Consider the following 20,360-nt stretch of genomic DNA (forward strand, 5'->3'; position numbering starts at 1 on the left):
TCCCCGGTTTTCCAAAGAGGGGGTGTACAAATGCTACGGGGCGCATGCGTGGTGATGCTGTTGGCGGCGGGAGCCGCCTCGGCGGGCACCACCGTTCAGGGAACTCTCGCTGAGGACACGACGTGGACCGCGGCGGGCAGTCCCTACACGATGATGGGCGATGTGACGGTTCCCTCGTGGGCGACGTTGACGATCGAGCCCGGTGTCCAGGTCATCGCCAACAGCTCGGACGCCATGAGCTCCGGGGCCGACCCCACCAAGGTGGAGCTCATCGTCCAGGGCAGCCTGCGGGTACAGGGCACCGACATCGCTCCCGTCACCTTCAAGGGCTCCAGCGCGGGCATGGACACGTGGCGCGGCGTGCACGTGCAGACCGGCACCACCAGCGTCCTCTCCGGCGCTCTCATCCGCGATGCCTCCTACGGATTGCGCGTCACCGGCTCGGGCACCGCCGCCACCCTCACTTCCAGCACCCTCACCGGCAACTCCACCGGCGCCTATGTCAGCTCCAGCGCCACGCTCGCCATGGACCACACCGTGGTCCACGCCAACTCCGATGGCGTCTTCGTCGGCTCCGGCACCGCCAACCTGACCTACGTCACCCTCGTCAACAACAGCTCCTACGGCGTCTACCTGGGTGGCACCGGCCACAACCTCACGCTGCGCAACAGCATCGTCACCGGCAACTACTACGGCGTCTATCGCTCCACCTCGTACACCGGTACGTCCGCCATCACCTACAGCGACGTGTGGGGCAACTCCTCCAGCGACACCTTCAACGTCATCCTGGGCACCGGCACCTTCTCCGCCAATCCCCTCTTCGCCGCTTCCTCCTTCCGTCTCACCTCCTACTCCCCGGCTCGCAAGGCGGCCTCCGACGGCTCCTCGGACATTGGTGCATTCCCCTACTCGGGCGATGCCTCCACCTCCCTGGCCGGCTCCCTCCACGAGAACACCACGCTCTCCGGTGCCCTCACCCTCGAGGGTGACCTCACCATCCCCGCTGGCGTCACCGTCACCCTGGCCCCGGGCACTACCTTCACCGCCGCCTCCACCGACTCGATGCGCTCCGGCGTTGACGCCACCGCGGTGGAGGTGCTCGTTCGCGGCACCCTCACGGCCCTGGGCACCGGCTCCAGCCCCGTCACCTTCAAGGGCTCCAGCACTGGCTTCGACAAATGGCGCGGCGTGCATGTTCAGGCCGGCACCACCAGCGTCCTCTCCGGCGTCCTCATCCGCGATGCCAGCTACGGCTTCCAGGTCTCCGGCTCGGGCACCAGCGCCACCCTCACTTCCAGCACCCTCACCGGCAACTCCACCGGCGCCTACGTCAGCTCCAGCGCCACGCTCGCCATGGACCACACCGTGGCTCACGCCAACTCCGATGGTGTCTTCGTCGGCTCCGGCACCGCCAACCTGACCTACGTCACCCTCGCCAACAACAGCTCCTACGGCGTCTACCTGGGTGGCACCGGCCACAACCTCACGCTGCGCAACAGCATCGTCACCAGCAATTACTACGGCATCTACCGCTCCACCTCGCACACCGGTACGTCCGCCATCACCTACAGCGACGTGTGGGGCAACTCCTCCAGCGACACCTTCAACGTCATCCTGGGCACCGGCACCTTCTCCGCCAATCCCCTCTTCGCCGCTTCCTCCTTCCGCCTCACCTCCTACTCCCCGGCTCGTAAGGCGGCCTCCGACGGCTCCTCGGACATCGGTGCCCTGGCCTACTCGGGCGATGCCTCCACCTCCCTGGCCGGTACCCTCCACGAGAACACCACGCTCTCCGGTGCCCTCACCCTCACGGGTGACCTTACCGTCCCCGCTGGTGTCACCGTCACCCTGGCCCCGGGCACTACCTTCACCGCCGCCGCCACCGATGCGATGCGCTCCGGCGTTGACGCCACCGCGGTGGAGGTGCTCGTTCGCGGCACCCTCACGGCCCTGGGCACCGGCTCCAGCCCTGTCACCTTCAAGGGCTCCAGCACTGGCTTCGACAAGTGGCGTGGCGTGCACGTGCAGGCCGGTACCACCAGCGTCCTCTCCGGCGTCCTCATCCGCGATGCCAGCTACGGCTTCCAGGTCACCGGCTCGGGCACCAGCGCCACCCTCACCTCCAGCACGCTCACCGGCAACTCCACCGGCGCCTACGTCAGCTCCAGTGGCACGCTCGCCATGGACCACACCGTGGTCCACGCCAACTCCGATGGCGTCTTCGTCGGCTCCGGCACCGCCAACCTGAACTACGTCACCCTCGCCAACAACAGCTCCTACGGCGTCTACCTGGGTGGCACCGGCCACAACCTCACGCTGCGCAACAGCATCGTCACCAGCAATTACTACGGCGTCTACCGCTCCACCTCGCACACCGGTACGTCCGCCATCACCTACAGCGACCTGTGGGGCAACTCCTCCAGCGACACCTTCAACGTCATCCTGGGTACCGGCACCTTCTCCGCCAACCCCCTCTTCGCCGCTTCCTCCTTCCGCATCACTTCCTACTCCCCGGCTCGCAAGGCCGCCTCCGATGGCTCCTCGGACATCGGTGCCCTGGCCTACTCGGGCGATGCCTCCACCTCCCTGGCCGGTACCCTTCACGAGGACACCACGCTCTCTGGTGCCCTCACCCTCACGGGTGACCTCACCGTCCCCACTGGCGTCACCGTCACCCTGGCCCCTGGCACTACCTTCACCGCCGCCTCCAGCGACTCGATGCGCTCCGGCGTCGACGCCACCGCGGTGGAGGTGCTCGTTCGCGGCACCCTCACGGCCCTGGGCACCGGCTCCAGCCCCGTCACCTTCAAGGGCTCCAGCACTGGCTTCGACAAATGGCGCGGCGTGCATGTTCAGGCCGGCACCACCAGCGTCCTCTCCGGCGTCCTCATCCGCGATGCCAGCTACGGCTTCCAGGTCTCCGGCTCGGGCACTACCGCCACCCTCACCTCCAGCACCCTCACCGGCAACTCCACCGGCGCCCATGTCGGCTCCAGCGGCACACTCGCCATGGATCACACCGTGGTCCACGCCAACTCCGATGGCGTCTTCGTCGGCTCCGGCACCGCCAACCTGAACTACGTCACCCTCGCCAACAACAGCAGCTACGGCGTCTACCTGGGTGGCACCGGCCACAACCTCACGCTGCGCAACAGCATCGTCACCGGCAACGCCTACGGCGTCTATCGCTCCACCTCGCACACCGGTACGTCCGCCGTCACCTACAGCGACCTGTGGGGCAACTCCTCCAGAGACTTCTCCAGCGTCGGCCTGGGCACCGGCACCTTCTTCGCCAACCCCCTCTTCGCCGCTTCCTCCTTCCGCCCCACCTCCTACTCCCCGGCTCGCAAGGCCGCCTCCGACGGCATCTCGGATATCGGCGCCTTCCCCTACTCGGGCGACCCCACGCCCTTCCTCGCCGGTACCCTCCACGAGGACACCACGCTCTCCGGTGCCCTCACCCTCGCGGGTGACCTCACCGTCCCCGCCGGCGTCACCCTCACCCTGGTCCCGGGCACCACCTTCACCGCCGCCGCCACCGATGCGATGCGCTCCGGCCTCGATGGCATCCTGGTAGAGGTGAACGTTCGCGGCACCCTTCAGGCCCTGGGCACTGACTCCAGCCCCGTCACCTTCAAGGGCTCCAGCGCTGGCTTCGACAAGTGGCGCGGCGTGCACGTGCAGGCCGGTACCACCAGCGTCCTCTCCGGTGTCCTCATCCGCGATGCCTCCTTCGGCATCCAGGTCGCCGGCTCGGGCACCACCGCCACCCTCACCTCCAGCACCCTCACCGGCAACTCCACCGGCGCCTATGTCGGCCCCAGCGGAACACTCGACATGGACCACACCGTGGCTCACGCCAATGTCTACGGCGTCTTCGTCAGCACCGGCACCGCCAACCTGACCTACGTCACCCTCTCCAACAACACCGACTACGGTGTCTACCTGGGTGGCACCGGCCACAACCTCACGCTGCGCAACAGCATCGTCACCGGCAACTACTACGGCATCTACCGCTCCAGCTCGTACACCGGTACGTCCGCCATCACCTACAGCGACGTGTGGGGCAACGCCTCCAGCAACATCTCCGGCGTCACCCTGGGCACCGGCACCTTCTCCGCCAATCCCCTCTTCGTCTCCACCATCGACTTCCATCTGCAGGCCAGCTCGCCCTGCCGCCGCGTGAGCTCGGAGGGCACGGATATCGGTGCCCTGCCTTACGACGACAAGGTCGTGGCCTCCGTGGAGATCGTCCCCGTCAGCGCCACCGTGGAGGCCGCCGGAACCACCGCCTTCATCGCACGCGCCTACAACTCAGAAGGCAACCGCGTCAGCGACGCCGCCTTCACCTGGAGCGCCCACCCCGCCGCCGGCACCATCGACACCTCCGGCGTGCTGACCGCCTCCTGCAACCTCGGGACGATCGCCTCCGCCGTCACCGCCACCAGCGCCAATGGCGTCAGCGCCAGCGCGAACCTCGCCATCGTCCCCGGCCCCGCCACCCAGGTCATCCTCTCGCCCACCGCGACGGGTATCGAGGCCGGTGCCTCTCGCCTCTTCCTGACCACCGTGAAGGATCGCTGCGGCAACATCCGCACCGGCGACACCATCGAGTGGAGCACCGCTCCCGGTACCGGCACCATCACCTCCGCCGGCCAGTACACCGCCACCTGCACGCCAGGGAACTACACGGGCGCCGTCATCGCCCGCCTGGGGGCCGTCACGGGCACCGCGAACGTGTTCGTCTCCACGGGCCCCCTCGTGAGGATCGCCCTCTCCCCCCTGTCCCCCAAGGTGTCCAAGAGCGGCACGCAGACCTTCAGCGCCACGCCCACCGACAGCTGCGGCAACACCCGGCCGGACACCATCTCCTGGTCGGTCGTCAATGGGGGTGGCACCATCAACACCTCGGGCGTCTTCACCGCGGGCACGACTCCAGGCTTCTACGCCAACACCATCCAGGCCTCCTCGGGTGGCAGGGTGGCCCAGACGGACGTCACGGTGCTGGGTGGAGAGGTCGCCTCGCTGGAGCTCTCCCCGAGCGCTCCCACGGTGACGCCCGGGGGCACGGTGGCCTTCACGGTCACCGCGCGTGACGAGCTCGGCAACGAGGTCCCCGCCGATCCCACCTGGTCGGTCGTCAGCGGCGGCGGCTCCATCGACACCTCGGGAGTCTTCACCGCGGGCACCGTGGCCGGCACCTATGCGAACACGGTCCGCGTCGTGGCCGGCAGTGCATCGGCCACCGCCACCGTCACCGTCGTGCCCGGACCCGCCGATCGGATCTCCCTGAGCCCCTCGCCCGCCCTGCTCGCTCCGGGCGGTACGGTGCGCTTCAGCGCCCGGGTGCTGGATGTCCACGGCAACGTCCGGACCGACGAGGTCACCTGGAGCCTGATGTCCTCGCTGGCCGGAACGCTCGACGCCACGACGGGCGACTTCACCGCGAGCACCCTGGCCGGCACCTATACGGACGTCATCCGCGCCGAGGCGGCCGGACTCACCGCCCTGGCCACCGTCACCATCAGGTCCGGAGCCCTGGCGCGGCTGGAGCTGAGCCCCACCTCGGCCTCGCTCAAGGTGGGCGAGTCCGTGACCTTCACCGTCCGGGGCGAGGATGAATACGGCAACGAGGTGACGCTCCTGCCCACGTGGGAGGCCGTCAATGGCGGCGGCGGCATCACCCCCAGCGGCGTCTTCACCGCGGGCTCCACGGCCGGCACGTACACCGACACCGTCCGGGTGAGCGCCGGGGGCATGAATGCCCTGGCCACCGTGGTGGTGAAGCCGGGCCCCGTCGTGAGCGTCAGCCTCGCGCCGGGCAGCCCCTCGCTGCCCACCCGCGGCACGGTGCAGTTCACCGCCACGGCAACGGATGCCTTCGGCAATGAGCTGGCCACCAGTCCGCGCACCTGGTCGGCCCACACGTCGGCCGGCAGCCTCACCGCCACCGGCCTGTTCACCGCGGGCACCGTCCCTGGCTTCTACTCGGACGCCATCCAGGTCGAGGTGGAGGGCGTGAAGGCCACCACGAGCGTGGAGATCTCCCGCCGCGTCGCGCGGGTGGACGTGTCCAGCACGAGCGCCTCGGCCCTGCCCGCGGGCGGCTCCGCCACCTTCACCGCTCGCGCCTTCGACTCCACGGGTGCGGAGGTGACCGGCGTGGCCTTCACCTGGAGTGCCCTGACGGCAGCGGGCAGCATCGACTCCAGTGGGCGTCTGTCGGTCGCGTGCTCGCGGGCCACCGTTCCCGCGGCCGTGAAAGCCACCGCCGAGGGCATCTCCGGCAGCGTGGACGTCACCATCGTCGCCGGCCCGGCCGCGTCCCTGGCGCTCTCTCCCACCAGCGTCACGCTGGAGGCGAAGGGCTCCACGACGTTCACCGCCTCCGCCGAGGACCGGTGCGGCAACGCGCTGCCCCCGCCCTCGGTGACGTGGAGCACGGCGAGCGGCGCGGGCACCATCAACCCTGCGGGCCAGTACACGGCGCCGTGCTCCGTGGGCAGCCTGCCCGCGGCGGTGATGGCGCAGCTCGGGAGCCTCTCCGCCACGGCGAACGTCACGGTGACGCCGGGCGCGCTGGCCACGCTCTCCATCAGCCCCGCCTCCGCCAAGGTGGCCGTCACCGGGATGAAGCAGTTCTCGGTGGAGGGCGCCGACGCGTGCGGCAACGCGCTGACTCCTGCGGTGAGCTGGGAGGTGGTATCCGGCGGTGGCTCGGTGAACGGCACCGGTTTGTTCACCGCGGGCACCACGGCCGGCAGCTACGCCGGCACCCTGCGGGTGAGCGCGGGCGGCGTCTCCGCCACCGCGAGCCTCACCGTGCTGCCCGGTCCTCTGGCCTCCATCTCCGTCCACCCCGCGCGCGTCGAGCTGCTCCCGGGTGGGACGGTGACCTTCACGGCCCGGGGCGCGGACAGCTACGGCAACTCCCTTCCGGTCTCGGCGGACTGGAGCGTGATGTCGGGCGGCGGCAGCATCCTCCCGTCGGGCGAGTTCACCGCGGGCTCCACGGCCGGCACGCACACGGACACGGTGCGGGCGGATGCCGGGGACTTCACGGCGAGCGCCACCGTCGTCGTCCTGTCCGGGTCCGTCTCGCGCCTGGAGCTGACGCCCTCGGAGGTCACGCTCGAGCCCGGCCAGGTGCGGCGCTTCACCGCCCAGGCCTTCGACGTGTTCGGCAACCGCGTCGACGCCCCGCTCTCGTGGAGCGTCGCGGAGCCGGGGGTGGGGACGATCGACGGTGACGGCTTCTTCACCGCGGGCACCGTGGCCGGGAGCTACCCGGAGGCGGTGCGCGTGAGCACCGGTGGCATCACCACCGTGGCCCGTGTGACGGTGGTGGCCGGCCCCACGGCCCGCGTGGAGCTCTCGCCGCTGGCGCCGGAAGTGCGGGCCGGTGGCACGGTGCGGTTCGCCGCACGCGCGCTGGACGCCCACGGCAACGAGCGCTCCGGCGTGCCGACGTGGACCGCCCGCCCCGAGGCCGGCACCATCACCGCGGAGGGCCTGTTCACCGCCAGCAGCGTGGCGGGTGACTACACCTCCGCGGTGAGCGTCACGATCGACGGGATGAGCGCCTCCACCTCGGTGAAGGTGCTCTCGCCGGGCGGCACGGACGGCGGAGACGGCGGCGGGCAGCAGGTGCCGGAGCCGGGTGGCTGCGGCTGCTCGAGCGCGGCGGATGCCTCGGTGCCGATGATGGCCCTGTGGGTGCTGGCTCTGGCCGCGATCCGGCGCCGCCGCTCGCTGGCCTGAGCCCCTCCGCGGTGAATGGCCGCGGAAACATCCCCGCGGAAACATCCCCTCTCCCACCGGGAGAGGGACGGGGTGAGGGTATCGAAACTCCCGGGTTGAACCCGTTGTCCACACCGTGGGCCACGGGTTGGAGAACGGGCTCGGATACCCTCACCCCCACCCTCTCCCGAAGGGCGAGGGAGTTGTCATCCGCAGGTGCCGCAGTCGCGCATGCAGCTGTCGGCGCGGCTGCCGGTGCCACAGGACTCGTTGGGCCGCTGGCAGATGCCGTCTCCACACGTGGAGATGTCCTGGTAGCGCAGCCGCGTGGTGAGCGGCTGGTAGGTGACACCGTTGTAGGTGCACCGCGTGAAATACGACCCCGTGCCGTCGTGCTGGCAGCGCGCGTGGCAACTCCCCACATGGACGAGCGGCGGACACGCGTTGGGACCCGAGAGCGCACAGGCGCGAAGGCTGCTCTGTGACGCGGACAACAGGCCCTGGTCGTTTCCGACGAAGAGCCCCTGGCCGTTGAAGAGGTTCCCGAAGAAGCAGGCCTCCCGGAGGGTGAACGTGCCCAGTTCCACGGGCGTGGTGGGAATCCGCTGCCCCACAGCGTTGGCGCCCAGGACGGAGATCTGCACGGTGCGCCCGTACTTGTTGACGAGCGCGGCCAGGCACGCGGAGACGACCTGCTGCTCCGCCAGCGTCGCGGGCAAGCCGCTGGACCAGCCCGGTGCCAGTCCCAGTCCACCGCGCCAGACATAGGTGGCCGTGCCCTTCGAGTACGTCCGGGTCTGTCCGGCCGGGACGGAGCAATGGACCAGGTACTTCATGAAGAGGTTGGACTCCGCCGGGTGCTGCTGGAACCAGGAGGAGAAGCTGCTGCTGGACAGGCCGTTGAAGGCGAGTCCATTGAAGGCCAGCCCGTTGAAGGCGAGTCCATTGAAGGCCAGCCCGTTGAAGGCCAGCCCGTTGCCCTCCTCCATTGCCTGGGCCGCCGTGTGGGTGGACTCCTCGGATGGATTCGTGGGTGTGTCCTCCGCCGGGCCACAACCTCCGGTGAGAACCAGCAACATCACTCCGAACACCTGGATTGCTTTCATGGTGTCTCCCCCAGAGCCCGTGGGAATGGGCTCCAGGAGAAGTGTCGCCGCCCGGGCCCTTGCGGGTGCTTCAGCACACATCCGCTCCGTTGCCCGTGAACAGTCCCCGCCCGGAGCGCCGGACAAAACCGGGGCGCTCTCTGATTCTCAAATGTCGGAAGCGTCTTCGTCGAGCAACGCCAGCAGGGTGTCGCGCGTGCCGCCCGGGGCCTGACGCACGAGGGCATTGAAGCGCTGGTTGCCCGCACGCACGCGCTCGCCATGGGCGCGCATCGCCGCCAGCACGTCCGGCATCATCCAGGGGCGCTCGAGCACCTCCAGGTTCTGCTTCAACTCCCGGTGGTTGCGCGGCGCGCTGAGGCACGCCGCCACTCCGGGCTGGGACAGCGCATAGCGGTAACAGTCCACGGCGCCAGGCAGCGGCAGGTCCGGGGGCTCGCCCGGCGCGGGCCGCAAGAGGCGCCCGTAGCATGTGGCTGTGAAGGTCAGCACGCCCGTCCCGCGCGCGAGGGCCTCGGGGAAGAGCGCCGCCTCCGCGCCCGGGTGCGCGGCGCTGTGGCGCGTCATCACCACCGGCCAGGGGTGCTGGCTCAGGGCCTCCAGCGCGAGCTCCCGGTGGTGGGTGGAGAAGCCGAAGGCGCGGATGCGGCCCTCGGCGCGCAGGGCCTCGAGCGCCTCGAAGTTCTCCGCGTCCAGCCGCTCGCGCGAGCGCACCCAGAACAACAGGAAGACGTCCAGGTGATCCGTGCGCAGCAGGCGCAGCGCGGTCCGCACGTCCCGGCGGATGGCCTCGGCGCCCGAGTGGTACGTGCCCGCCACCACCACGAGCCCCTCCCTCCGGGTCCGGCCCGAGCGCAGGAAGCGCGTGAGCTCCATGTAGCGCGGCTCCCAGAAGAACGCGTTCACCCCGGCCTCATGGGCCTCGGCCAGCGCGCTGGCCGGCAAGCCGTGGGCGCCCGAGAGCACGAGCGGCGAGACGCTCAACCCCGTCCGTCCCAGGAGCCGCCGGGAGGAGTGCGATGGGGACTCGGGTGCCGTGCGCACCGGGCCCGCCTTCGCCCGCTGCGAACGCGTGGGCCGCCGCGGCTCGAGGTCGGGAGCCCGCGCGAAGGCCTCGTCGGGGAAGACGAGCGTCAGCGCCTCCAGGTGCGAGGCCACCCGCTCCGGCTCGGAGGCGTCACGCAACGCGGCGCACAGGTGCTCGAAAGCGGCGTCGTCCGCCCGGCGGAGCAACCACGTATAGGCGGAGACACGGATGTCCTCGGTCCGCTCTGCGCTGGGGCCTTTCAGCAGGTCCGCCAGCCGCGCGTCGAGCGTGTCACATGCCTCCAGGGCCGAGGCCGCCGCGGCCCTCACCATGGGCGACGTGTCGAGCGACAGGCGAAGCAGCGCGCCCAGTTCCTCCCGCTCGCCCTCCGCCTGGAGCAGCCCGGCCGCACGGGCGCGGATCCACGGGTCCGGCGAACCCGCGCCCAGGAGCGCCACGGCGCGAGACTCCGGGGCGGACAGCTCGTGCCGGCGCGACACGAGGAGCCCCATCGCCGCGCGGCGTACCCACGGGTCCGGGTCGCTCGCGCACACGGCCTTCGCCGGCTCCGCGTCCAACACGGCGGCGCGAATCCACGGATCCTCGTGCACGGACGCCGCGCGCAGCTCCGCTTCGGAGAGCACTCCGAGCCGGGCCAGCGCCGCCAACGCCACCGCGCGAACCGACGGGTCCTCGTCCTCCGAGGCCCGGGCCAGCTGGGGCTCTTCCTCCAAGAAGGCCGCCGCCTCCGCCACGGCCCGGCGCTCACGCGGAGAGCGCGCACCCGGCGCGAACGCCACCAGCGCACGGGCATGGGCCTCGAGCGCCTCCGGGGCCACGGGCCGCCGCTCCCACGCGGAGAGGACTTCCTCGCGCACCGTCTCGTCGGAGTCCTCGAGCGCGGACAGGACCACGGCCCGGCTCTCCGGGTCATGCACGAGCCCCGAGAGCGCCGCGCGCCGCACCGGGGGCTCGGGGTGACGGGCCAGGGGTCGGACCCGCTCCAGCAGCCCCATGTGTGCCCTGCGCGCGGCCACCCACGCCGCCAGCCCCACCGCGCCCGGCCTCGGCGGCTCGTCGAGAATCCGGAAAGCGAGCGCCACCTCGTCCACGTCGAGCCGCTCGAGCAGGGCCCGCACCTCGTCCGCGGCATGGGGGACGCGCGGCTCGTCCAACCATCGCAGCGCGAGCCGGAAGGCCTCCGGATCCCTCCGCTCGCGCAGGCGCCGCCGGGCCAGGGCCCGCAGCGGCTCGTGGGGATCTCCGAGCCACTTCACCAGTTCGGACACGGGCACGTCCGAGGCGGGCATCCGCTCGAGCCGCGCCGTCACCACCGCCGGATCCTCGTTGTCGAGAGGCCCCGCCGGTCCCTGGGACTGCCCGGGCACGGGCAACAGGAACCCGCCCGGAGCCGCCGCGCTACCCCACACGCCCTCGAGGTACGCGGCGGCGGCCTTCACCGCGCCCTTCGGGGAACCGTCCGCGACGGTGCGCACCCGCTGCCGCACCCGCTCGTCTACCTCTCCGAGCCAGGCCAGGGCCTGCACCGCCGCGTTGCGCACCCGCCAGAAGGGGTCCTCCAGCGCCTCCAGCAGGAGCTCCAGGGCCCCCGGGCCCGCCACCGAGGCCGCGGCCCGGATCGCCGCGCGGCGCACCCACCAGACCGGCTCCTCGTGAAGGGCGCGGGGTACCCGTGTCAGCAACACCTCCGCACCCAGCCGGGCCAGGGCGCGCCAGACCCGGTCGCGCACGGCGGGCATGGGGTCTCCCAGGGCCTCGAGCAACGCCGGGACGAAGCGCCCATCTCGGAGCTCCCCCAACCGGCGCGCGGCGGAGGCGCGGACCTCGGCGTCCTCGTCCGTCAGCAGCACCTGTCGCAGGGCGAAGCGGCCCGGCGCGGCCGAGGTGTCCACGGCATCCACCGCCTCACGGCGCACCTCGGCGTTCTCGTCGAGCAACCGCACGGCGGCGGGATCCACGGGGCCCATACCCGCGGACTCTACGCGCCCTGATAGAGTCGGGGACATGCCCGACATGCTGGCGATCATCAGCAAGGCCGTGTTCGAGAAGGAAGCGGCCGGCCGTGCCCCTGGCGACGTGCACCCCATCGATCGCTACCGCAGCGCCAGCAAGCACCTCGAGCCGCTGCGCGCCGGAGGCCGGCTCTTCCTCTTCACCGTGCGGCCCCCTTCGGAGTCGCTCTGGCTGGTGGCGGTGCTCGAGGGCCTCCGGTTCGAGGACGGCGAGTGGCGAGCCCCACCCAACCGCGTCCCCATCACGGACGTCACCGCCCTCATCCCCCGCATCCGCTTCGAGTCGGGCAAGGGCATCCAGGCGGCGAAGGGGGCCCTGGGCATGTCCCTGCAGACGCCGCGGGCGCTGGCGGCCGGGGACGTGGCGCTGCTGCTGGAAGGGGGGGGCGCGCGCATCATCAACCTCACGGCCCACGATGAGCAGGGGCCCCTGCCCTGCCTGTGCCGCCGCTGCCTTCCCCGGAGCGGCGAGCGGGCCGAATCGGGAGGCATGTCCTTCCTCCGCACCCAGGTGGAGGCCGAGGGCCGGACGCTCTTCTACTGGATGCCCGAGGAGCTCCAGCCCGACACCGAGCGGGTGGCGAAGTCGGTCCAGAACGTGCTCGCCGCGCGCCTGCGCTCCACCGGGTGACGCCTCACCTCCGCGTCTTCAGACGGGCCGGCCGGGCAGGATGCCGAAATCGCTCCGGGCGCTGCCGCCCACGCTCATCAGCCAGCGCATGACGCCCGGCGCGTGCTCGAAGAGCGCATAGAAGACACCCAGCGAGCGGGGCACATCCACGATGGGCCTGCGCCGCTCGATTCCTTCCAGGATGGCCTCCGCCACCTCATCGGGACTCAGCGCCCGCACGAAGTCCGCCAGCCGGGGCATCCGTGAGGAGGGCACGTGCTTGCCGAAGAACTCCGTCCCCGCCACCGTCCCGGGGCGCACGAGCATCGCGTGCACGGGCGTGCCCCGTAGCTCCTCCTGGAGCATCTGCGTATACCCGTCCACCGCCGCCTTCACCGCCGCATACGCCGCGGACGAGCCGCCCATGAAGACGCGCCCCGCGGACGAGCCCACGTTGACGATGCAGCCCCGCCTCTTCTCCAGCATGGAGGGCAGCACCTTGCGCGTGGTGTAGGCGATGGCGTTGAAGCCCACCGCCATCGTCCGCTCCACGTCCTCCACGGCCATGTCGATCACCTTCTCCCAGCGCACGAAGGCGGCGTTGTTCACCAGGACGTCGATGCGGCCTTCCTTCTCCAGCACGCCCGCGCACCACGCCTCCACCTGCTGGCGGTCCGCCACGTCGCAGGGGGCGAAGTGGAAGCGTCCGGGCCAGGGCAGCTCCGCGGCCTTCGCCGAGGCCAGTTCCAGGTGCTCCTCGGAGATGTCGCACACGTACACCGTGCCACCCGCCGCCGCGAGCCGCCGTGCCGTTGCCCAACCGATCCCCTGGGCCCCACCCGTCACCAGGCACACCTGGTCCTTCAGGAAGTCCTTCGTCATGGCAACCCTCGTTTCATAAGCACCGTTTGTGCACCAGCCCATGCCGGCGGAAGGGCACGGGCCGCCAGCTACGCTGCAATTCTTCAATAATCCAGTAAAAATCCGGAGACTATCGAGGATTTCACGGAATCGAGGTCTCTCTACCTTCCCTACCCCTTGGGTTCAGGACCACCGCGAAGGACAGCGCGCTCGCGGTGGAGGGTTTCCGAGAGGAAATCAGCCAGCGCCCGTACCCGGGCGGTATGGCGCAGGTCGCGGTGGAGGACGAGCCACAAGCCCCGCACCACCCCCTTGGAGACAGGGAGCACCCGGACGAGCCCGGGCACGGGATCCGCGAGGTAGCACGGCAGCAGGGCCAGGCCCATGCCGGCCTCGGCCGCGGCGAGCTGGGACTGCGGGCTGTTGCTCTTGAAGACGACGCGTGCGCTCCGGGCGTGCTGGGCCAGCCAACGCACCTCCGCCTCGGGCTGGAAGGTCTCGTCGAAGCCGATGAGTTGGTGCCTGGAGAGCTCCGGCGGGCGGGGCTTCCCGCGAGCGGCGAGGTAGTCCTTGGATGCGAGCGGCCTGCTCGTGAGCGGAGCCTCGATGGCGACCCTGGTGGGACTGTCCGTGGCGCGGAGCGAGAAGGCCGGGGGCGACGTGCGGCGCACCGGGCTCTTCGGCCAGACGCGGATGACGCTGTACGCCTCGCGCGAGACACATGCATGCGTGCGCCGGGCGGCGGAGGTGCTCGGACTGGGGAGCGGCTCGCTGCGGCTGCTGCCGGTGGACGCGGACTTCCGCGTGGACGTGGGCGCCCTGCGCGCCGCCATCGCCCGCGACCGGGCCGAGGGCCTGCGCCCCTTCTGCGTGGTGGGCAACGCGGGCACCGTCAACACCGGCGCGGTGGATGACCTGGAGGCGCTCGCGGACGTGGCGGAACAGGAGGGCCTGTGGTTCCACGTGGACGGCGCGTTCGGCGCACTGGCGGCGCTGTCTCCCCGGCTGCGCCCGCTGCTGCGGGGCATGGAGCGCGCGGACTCGCTCGCCTTCGATCTGCACAAGTGGATGCACATCCCCTTCGAGGCGGGGTGCATCCTCGTCCGCTCCGAGGCGGCGCACCGCCGGGCCTTCGCCTACCAGACGGAATACCTGGCGCAGATGCCACGGGGGCTCGCGGCGCGGCCCTCCATGTTCAGCGAGTACGGGGTGCAGCTCACCCGAGGCTTCCGGGCCCTCAAGGTGTGGATGAGCCTCAAGGCGCATGGCGCGGCGAAGTTCGCCCGCCTCATCGAGCAGAACGTGGAGCAGGCCCACGCGCTCGCGCGGTGGGTGGACGCCGAGCCGGAGTTGCAGCGGCTCGCGCCGGCGTCCCTCAACGTGGTGTGCTTCCGGTACGTGGGCCGGGGCGTGCCCGAGGAGCGGCTCGACGCGTGGAACCGGGAGCTGCTCTGCCGCCTGCACGAGTCCGGCGTGGCCGTGCCCTCGTACACCACGCTCGGCGGGCGCCACTGCCTGCGCGTGTGCCTCACCAACCACCGCACCCGCCGCGAGGACCTCGAGTTCCTCGTCCAGGAGATCCTGCGGCTCGGCCGGGAGCTCTCCGCGGAGCTGGAAGCGAAATCCGTCTGAGGAGCATCCCGGCGGACAGGCGTCCGCCCGCACTGGCGCCGGTCAGCCGGGAGACGTTTCGCTGGGAGTGTGGCATCCTCGCCGCCACGCCCCGATGAGACAGACCACGGCCGCGGCGCTCCGTCCGCCCGATCCCCCCGACCTCCCGACGAGCGATGACGCCTCCACTCCCATGCCCGGTCTCCGGCCCTGGGTGCTGCGTCTCTTCTTCCTTTCGGGACTGTCGGGGATCCTCTTCCAGGTCCTCTGGACCCGTATCTTCACCTTCCTGCTGGGCGGCACCACCCAGAGCGTGAGCGCCGTCATCACGGCCTTCATGCTCGGGCTCGGGGTGGGCTCGTACCTCTTCGGCAGGCTCGTGGACGGCCCCGCCCGGCGGCCGCTGATCCTCTATGGAGTGCTGGAGCTCGGCGTCTCCCTCAGCGGGCTCGCCGCCTTCTACGCGTTCCAGCACACCGGCGCGCTCTACGAGGCCCTGTACACGCGAGCGCCCCAGGCCACCGTCAAGTGGCTCGTCTTCCTCATCGCCTTCGTCTTCATCTCCATCCCCGCCACCCTCATCGGCGGCACGCTGCCCGCGATCGTCCGGCACGCCGTGACCCGCTCCGAGGGTGTGAAGTCCGCCCTCGGCCGGCTGTATGCCATCAACTCCCTGGGCTCCTCCGCCGGCGCCATCCTCATGCTGGGACTGGTGTGGGCCATCGGCTACGAGGCCAGCTACCACGTGGCCCTGCTGCTCAACTCCGTCACGGGTGTGGCAGCCCTGGTGATGGCACGGCGGGAGGCACGGGGGGAAAATACGGACGCTCGATACCCTCACCCCGTCCCTCTCCCGGAGGGCGAGGGGATATCGGGCACGGAGGAGGCACGGGGCTCTGATGGGCACGGTGCGCAGGGGGCTTCCGCCCGGGTGCTCCTGCCCGCGTTCGCGCTCTCCGGCTTCTGCGCGCTCGCCTATGAGGTCATCTGGTTCCGCACGCTCGACTTCCTGCTACTGGGCAAGCTGGCCACCTTCGCCTGCGTCCTCTCCGTGTACCTGCTGGGCATCAGCCTCGGCAGCCTCGTGCTCAGCCGCTGGACTCCTCCACGCCTGGGTGATCTCCAGCTCTTCATCCTCTTCGAGCTCCTCCTGGGACTGCTCGGCCTCATCACCCTGCCCGTGCTGTCCATGGTCAGCGGACTGGGCCAGCGGCCCCTCACCATCGCCACCTCCTTCCTCCTGCTCTTCGGGATGACGCTGCTGCTGGGAGGCCTCTTTCCCCTCGCCGGCAAGCTGTACGCGGGACCCCTGCGGCTGCTGGGGCGGACCGTCGGCAACCTGTACTCGGCCAATACGCTCGGCTCGGTGCTGGGCTCGTGCCTCACGGGCTTCGTCCTCATTCCCTGGGTGGGCACGTCGCACGCGCTCCTGCTCACCGCGGGGCTCAACCTGTTGATCGCCGTGGGTGTGGCGATGGCCGCGCTCCGGCCGCTGCCCCGGCGCCCGCTGGCGGTGGGCGTGGGGCTCGCGGCCGTGGGCCTGATGGGCTGGTTCAGCGGAGACTGGCTCACGCGCTTCTATGAGAACGCGGGGCTCCGGCCCGGCTTCCACGTCATCGCCCAGAGCGAGGGCAGCCTGCAACCGGTGCTGGTGGCCGAGGACTCCCACGGGGAACGGGTGCTCATGGGCGGCCCCTTCCAGTCCGGCGAGACGGTGCCCGCGCGCCGCCAGACGCAGCGGCTGCAGGCCCACCTGCCCATGCTCGTGCACTCCGCGCCGCGCCGGGTGCTGGAAATCGGTTACGGCGTGGGCGAGCTCGCCCGGACGCTCCAGCTCTACGAGCCCGAGCTGCTGCACATCGCCGAGCTCGACGAGCACATGATTCCGATGGCCGAGCAGTACTTCGAGGCCCTCAACGAGAAGGCCAGCCGCCGCGCCAACGTGCGCGTGGACGTGATGGACGGCCGGCACTTCTTGAAGATGAGCCCCGACACGTACGACGTCATCATGTCGGACTCGATGATCCTCGCGAGCGAGGGCAGCCTGCGGCTCTACACGCAGGAGCACTTCCGCGAGGCGCGCCGGCACCTGAATCCCGGGGGCGTGGTGCTCGCCTGGCTGCCGCTGAACGCGGGCACCACCAAGGCGCTGGTCATCCTGAAGACGTTCCAGGAAGTCTTCCCGCAGAGCCTGCTGTGGCTGCCGCTGGGCCTCAACACGCAGGAGGCCTTCCTCATCGGCTTCCGTGACGAGGCGCGCATCGATTGGGAGGCCTGGCAGCGGAAGTTCGAGCGGGTGGCGAAGGCGGACCTGGAGGGCTTCGGCTGGGGAGACCCGGCCGTCTTCTTCGCGAGCTTCCGGGCGGGCCCCGAGCGGCTGGCGGAGATCGCCTCGCGCGTGCCGCTCATCAACCGGGACATGAACCCGGTGCTGGACTTCCTCCCGCAGGAGCCGCCCAGGGAGATCGCCGCCACCGTCGAGCGGCTCGTCGCGTACGAGCCGGACTTCATCTTCGAGCACCTGCGCGCGCCCCCCGGAGCCCAGGAGTCACTGGAGCCGCTGCGCGCCAGTGTCCAGCGGGTACACGAGGCGGATCAGCACTTCCTGAAGGGGGTGGCGGCGCTCGACGCGTTCGGCGCGCGGCCTCCGGCGGAGGTGCTGGAGAACGCGGAGTCCCTCACGGCCGGCTTCCGCCAGGCGCTGGAGGTGTACCCGGCTCATCCGGCCGCCGCGGTGTGGACGGGGCAGGTGCTGGGACTGGCCGCCCGCGTGGAACCTCCGCTGGAGCCCGAACGCACCCGGGCGCTGCTCGAGGAGGCCCTCCGTCACAACCCCACGGACCTCGCCGCCACCGAGGCGCTCGCGCGGCTGGCGCTCCAGCGTGGAGCGCACGACGAGGCCCAGAAGTACCTCGCGCGGCTCCGCGCGCTCTCCCCCTACTCCCGGCTCGCCCTCGAGATTCCATGACCGCCCCGACGACGCTCAGCCGCTCCCGTTTCCGCTTCCTCTGCGCGCTCCTGTTCTGCACGGGCATGACGTCGCTCGTGTTCCAGATCATCTGGCTGCGCGGGTTCGGCATCATCCTCGGCAGCACCATCTATTCGATGTCGTGCGTCATCACCGTGTTCATGCTCGGTCTGGCGCTCGGCAGCTTCCTGATGTCCCGGTTGCTCGAGCGCGGCCGGTGGCTGGCGGCACACCCGCTGGCGGCCTACGGCGGCGTGGAATTGCTGGTGGGACTCAGCGCCCTGTTCGTCACCTGGACGCTCTTCACGCACCAGGACTTCTACCTGTCGCTCTCCGGCTCGCCCACGGCGCCGCTGGTGATGCTGCTGGCCAGACAGTTCACGGTCTGCACCATGCTCATCGCGGTGCCCACGACGCTCATGGGCATGACGCTGCCGTTGGTGAGCCAGCTCGTCACGGATCGCCGGCAGGTGTCCGCGCTCTACGGCATCAACACCATCGGTGGTGCCACGGGGAGCATCGTCTCCAGCTTCGTCCTCATCTACTACCTGGGCTGTGTCCGGGCCGGAGCGGCGGCCGCGGCGCTCAATGGCATCATCTTCTGCGCCGCCATGCTGACCAGCCGCTACTTCCCGCCCGTCCCGGCGGGGGCCGTGGATGCGGACGATGGAGTCCCAGCGGCCACGGCCGCCGCGGAGAACCGGTTGCTCGGGCGCCCGTTGCTGCTGACGCTGGCGGTCTTCTCCGGCTTCATCGCGCTGTCGTGTGAGATCACCTGGACGCGCTTCCTGTCGCTGGCGTTCGGCAACCGCGTCTACGTGACGAGCATCACGCTGGCGCTCATCCTGCTCTTCATGGGCCAGGCGGCGCGCATGAGCAGCGCCCTGCTGCGCGGGCCGGATCCGCTGTGGCGCATCCTGCTCTATTCGTGCGCCTTCACGCTCATCTCCTTCTCGGCCGCGTTCCTGCTGGAGCGCCCGGCCCTGCAGGCGAGCCACCCGGGCCTCGTCGTCCTCTTCATCCTCGTCATGGTGGTGTTCCCGGCCACGGCGCTCGGGCTGCTCTTCCCGCTGACGCTCGCCGCCCGGCCCGCGGGCATGGACAACCCGGCGAGCTGGGTGGGCCTCGTGTACGGCTTCAACACCCTGGCCAGCCTCGTGGGCTCGCTGGCCAGCGGCTATGTGCTCATCAACCTCATCGGCTCCAACGGGCTCATCGCCTTCAACTCGGCGTTGCTGGTGCTGTCGCTGCTGGGGCTGGTGTACGCCTTCCGCCAGCACTTCAAGCCATCGGACCATGCGCTGGCGGCGGTGGCGGGCCTGGGCTTCCTCGCCGTCATCCTCCCGCGCAGCACCGAGGTGCCGCCGGTGGTGGACGCCAACACCGCGCTGGTGAGCAGCGAGGACGCGCACGGCATCTTCAGCGTGGTGCGCATGGACGAGGGCCGGCTCCGGGTGCTCAACAACCGCACGGACCTGGTCTACCTGTACGGAGACCCCACCACCCAGTACGTGCAGGAGTCGCAGGCATACCTGCCCATCCTGTACGCGCCGCAGTTGGAGAAGGTGCTGAACATCGGCTCGGGCTACGGCATCACGGCGGGAGCGTTCTCGCGCGTCGCCGAGGTGCGCTCCATCGAGGCGGTGGAGATCGTCCCGGCGCTCGTCGAGCACGCGAACCTGTTCAGCCCGGGCAACCACCGCTACTTCGACAACCCGCGCATCCAGGTGCACGTCACGGACGGGCGGCACTTCCTCGCCACCACTCCGGATCGCTACGACATCATCTCCATCAACGTCTCGGATCCGTACCTGCCGGGCTCCTCCAGCCTGTTCAGCAGCGAGTTCTACGAGATGGCACGCTCGCGCCTGAAGCCGGGAGGCGTGCTGGCGCAACACATCTTCGGGCCGGACGTCGCGTCGCTGTACCACGGCATCCACGAGGTGTTCCCGCACGTGAAGGCCATTCCGGCGTACGGCAACGGGCTCACGCTCATTGCCTCGGCGGAGCCGCTGAAGCCGCACCAGCGCGAGGTGTTCCTGAGCAAGTACGACGAGGGCCGGGCACTGTTCGGGCCGATTGGCCTGGAGAACGGGCTCGCCGGCTTCGAGGAACTGATCGCCCTGGGTGACGAGAAGCTCCAGGAACTGGCCTCGCGCGCCCCGGAGTTCCGCAACAGCGACGACATGCCGACGCTGGAGTTCCGGCGGCTGCCCGGCAAGGTGGGGCTCTTCTACTCCAACAACTGAGCGGACCCATGTGGCGCCCATGGCTGGCACTGCTGGGCAGCGTGTGGCTCGGGGCGTGCGTGGGCGTCCCGCGCCGAGGGGCTCCGAGTCAGTACGCGCTGGACACCCTGACAAACACTTGCCTGAAAGACCCGAAGTATTGCGCCACCCTGGCG

At 70.4% G+C, this 20,360-nt stretch carries 9 protein-coding genes; 5 read left to right on the forward strand and 4 right to left on the reverse strand.

Going from position 1 to position 20,360, the window contains the following annotated elements; genetic code table 11:
• The first annotated feature begins 30 nt into the window (after positions 1-30).
• Positions 31-7,761, forward strand: coding sequence for a right-handed parallel beta-helix repeat-containing protein (locus BO221_RS18990; protein WP_083681176.1), 7,731 nt, complete (start codon positions 31-33; stop codon positions 7,759-7,761).
• 185 nt (positions 7,762-7,946) lie between these two features.
• Here BO221_RS18990 and BO221_RS18995 read toward each other — a convergent pair whose 3' ends face one another.
• Together BO221_RS18995 and BO221_RS19000 are read right to left on the reverse strand one after the other, a co-directional pair.
• Complete coding sequence (locus tag BO221_RS18995; RefSeq protein WP_073561907.1) at positions 7,947-8,846, reverse strand: hypothetical protein; 900 nt, start codon at positions 8,844-8,846, stop codon at positions 7,947-7,949.
• A 147-nt stretch (positions 8,847-8,993) separates the two neighbouring features.
• Positions 8,994-11,861, reverse strand: a complete 2,868-nt coding sequence (locus BO221_RS19000; RefSeq protein WP_073561908.1) for an aldo/keto reductase — start codon at positions 11,859-11,861, stop codon at positions 8,994-8,996.
• A gap of 37 nt (positions 11,862-11,898) precedes the next feature.
• On the opposite strand from BO221_RS19000, the gene BO221_RS19005 reads away from it, so the two are divergent.
• A complete protein-coding gene (locus BO221_RS19005; RefSeq protein ID WP_073561909.1) occupies positions 11,899-12,537 on the forward strand; it encodes a hypothetical protein in 639 nt (212 codons plus the stop codon).
• A gap of 18 nt (positions 12,538-12,555) precedes the next feature.
• On the opposite strand, the gene BO221_RS19010 is transcribed toward BO221_RS19005, so the two are convergent.
• Together BO221_RS19010 and BO221_RS52615 are read right to left on the reverse strand one after the other, a co-directional pair.
• Complete coding sequence (locus BO221_RS19010) at positions 12,556-13,398, reverse strand: SDR family oxidoreductase (RefSeq protein WP_073561910.1); 843 nt, start codon at positions 13,396-13,398, stop codon at positions 12,556-12,558.
• Between the two features lie 149 nt (positions 13,399-13,547).
• Positions 13,548-14,048, reverse strand: a complete 501-nt coding sequence (locus tag BO221_RS52615; protein ID WP_073561911.1) for a LysR substrate-binding domain-containing protein — start codon at positions 14,046-14,048, stop codon at positions 13,548-13,550.
• Between BO221_RS52615 and BO221_RS53815 the strand changes: the two genes are divergently transcribed.
• From BO221_RS53815 to BO221_RS19030, 3 genes are all read left to right on the forward strand, one after another.
• Positions 14,008-15,009 carry a pyridoxal-dependent decarboxylase gene (locus BO221_RS53815; RefSeq protein ID WP_233166148.1) on the forward strand — a complete coding sequence of 334 codons (1,002 nt, stop codon included), beginning with the start codon at positions 14,008-14,010 and terminating at the stop codon, positions 15,007-15,009. The genes BO221_RS52615 and BO221_RS53815 overlap by 41 nt on opposite strands.
• A 94-nt stretch (positions 15,010-15,103) precedes the next feature.
• Positions 15,104-17,956, forward strand: a complete 2,853-nt coding sequence (locus BO221_RS19025) for a tetratricopeptide repeat protein (protein WP_073561913.1) — start codon at positions 15,104-15,106, stop codon at positions 17,954-17,956.
• Positions 17,953-20,205 (forward strand): fused MFS/spermidine synthase, encoded by a 2,253-nt coding sequence (locus tag BO221_RS19030; RefSeq protein WP_073561914.1) that lies wholly within the window; start codon positions 17,953-17,955, stop codon positions 20,203-20,205. The genes BO221_RS19025 and BO221_RS19030 overlap by 4 nt, the downstream gene beginning before the upstream one ends.
• Positions 20,206-20,360 lie beyond the last annotated feature (155 nt).

Origin of the sequence: Archangium sp. Cb G35 (genome assembly GCF_001896145.1) — a bacterium.
Classification (GTDB): domain Bacteria; phylum Myxococcota; class Myxococcia; order Myxococcales; family Myxococcaceae; genus Archangium; species Archangium violaceum.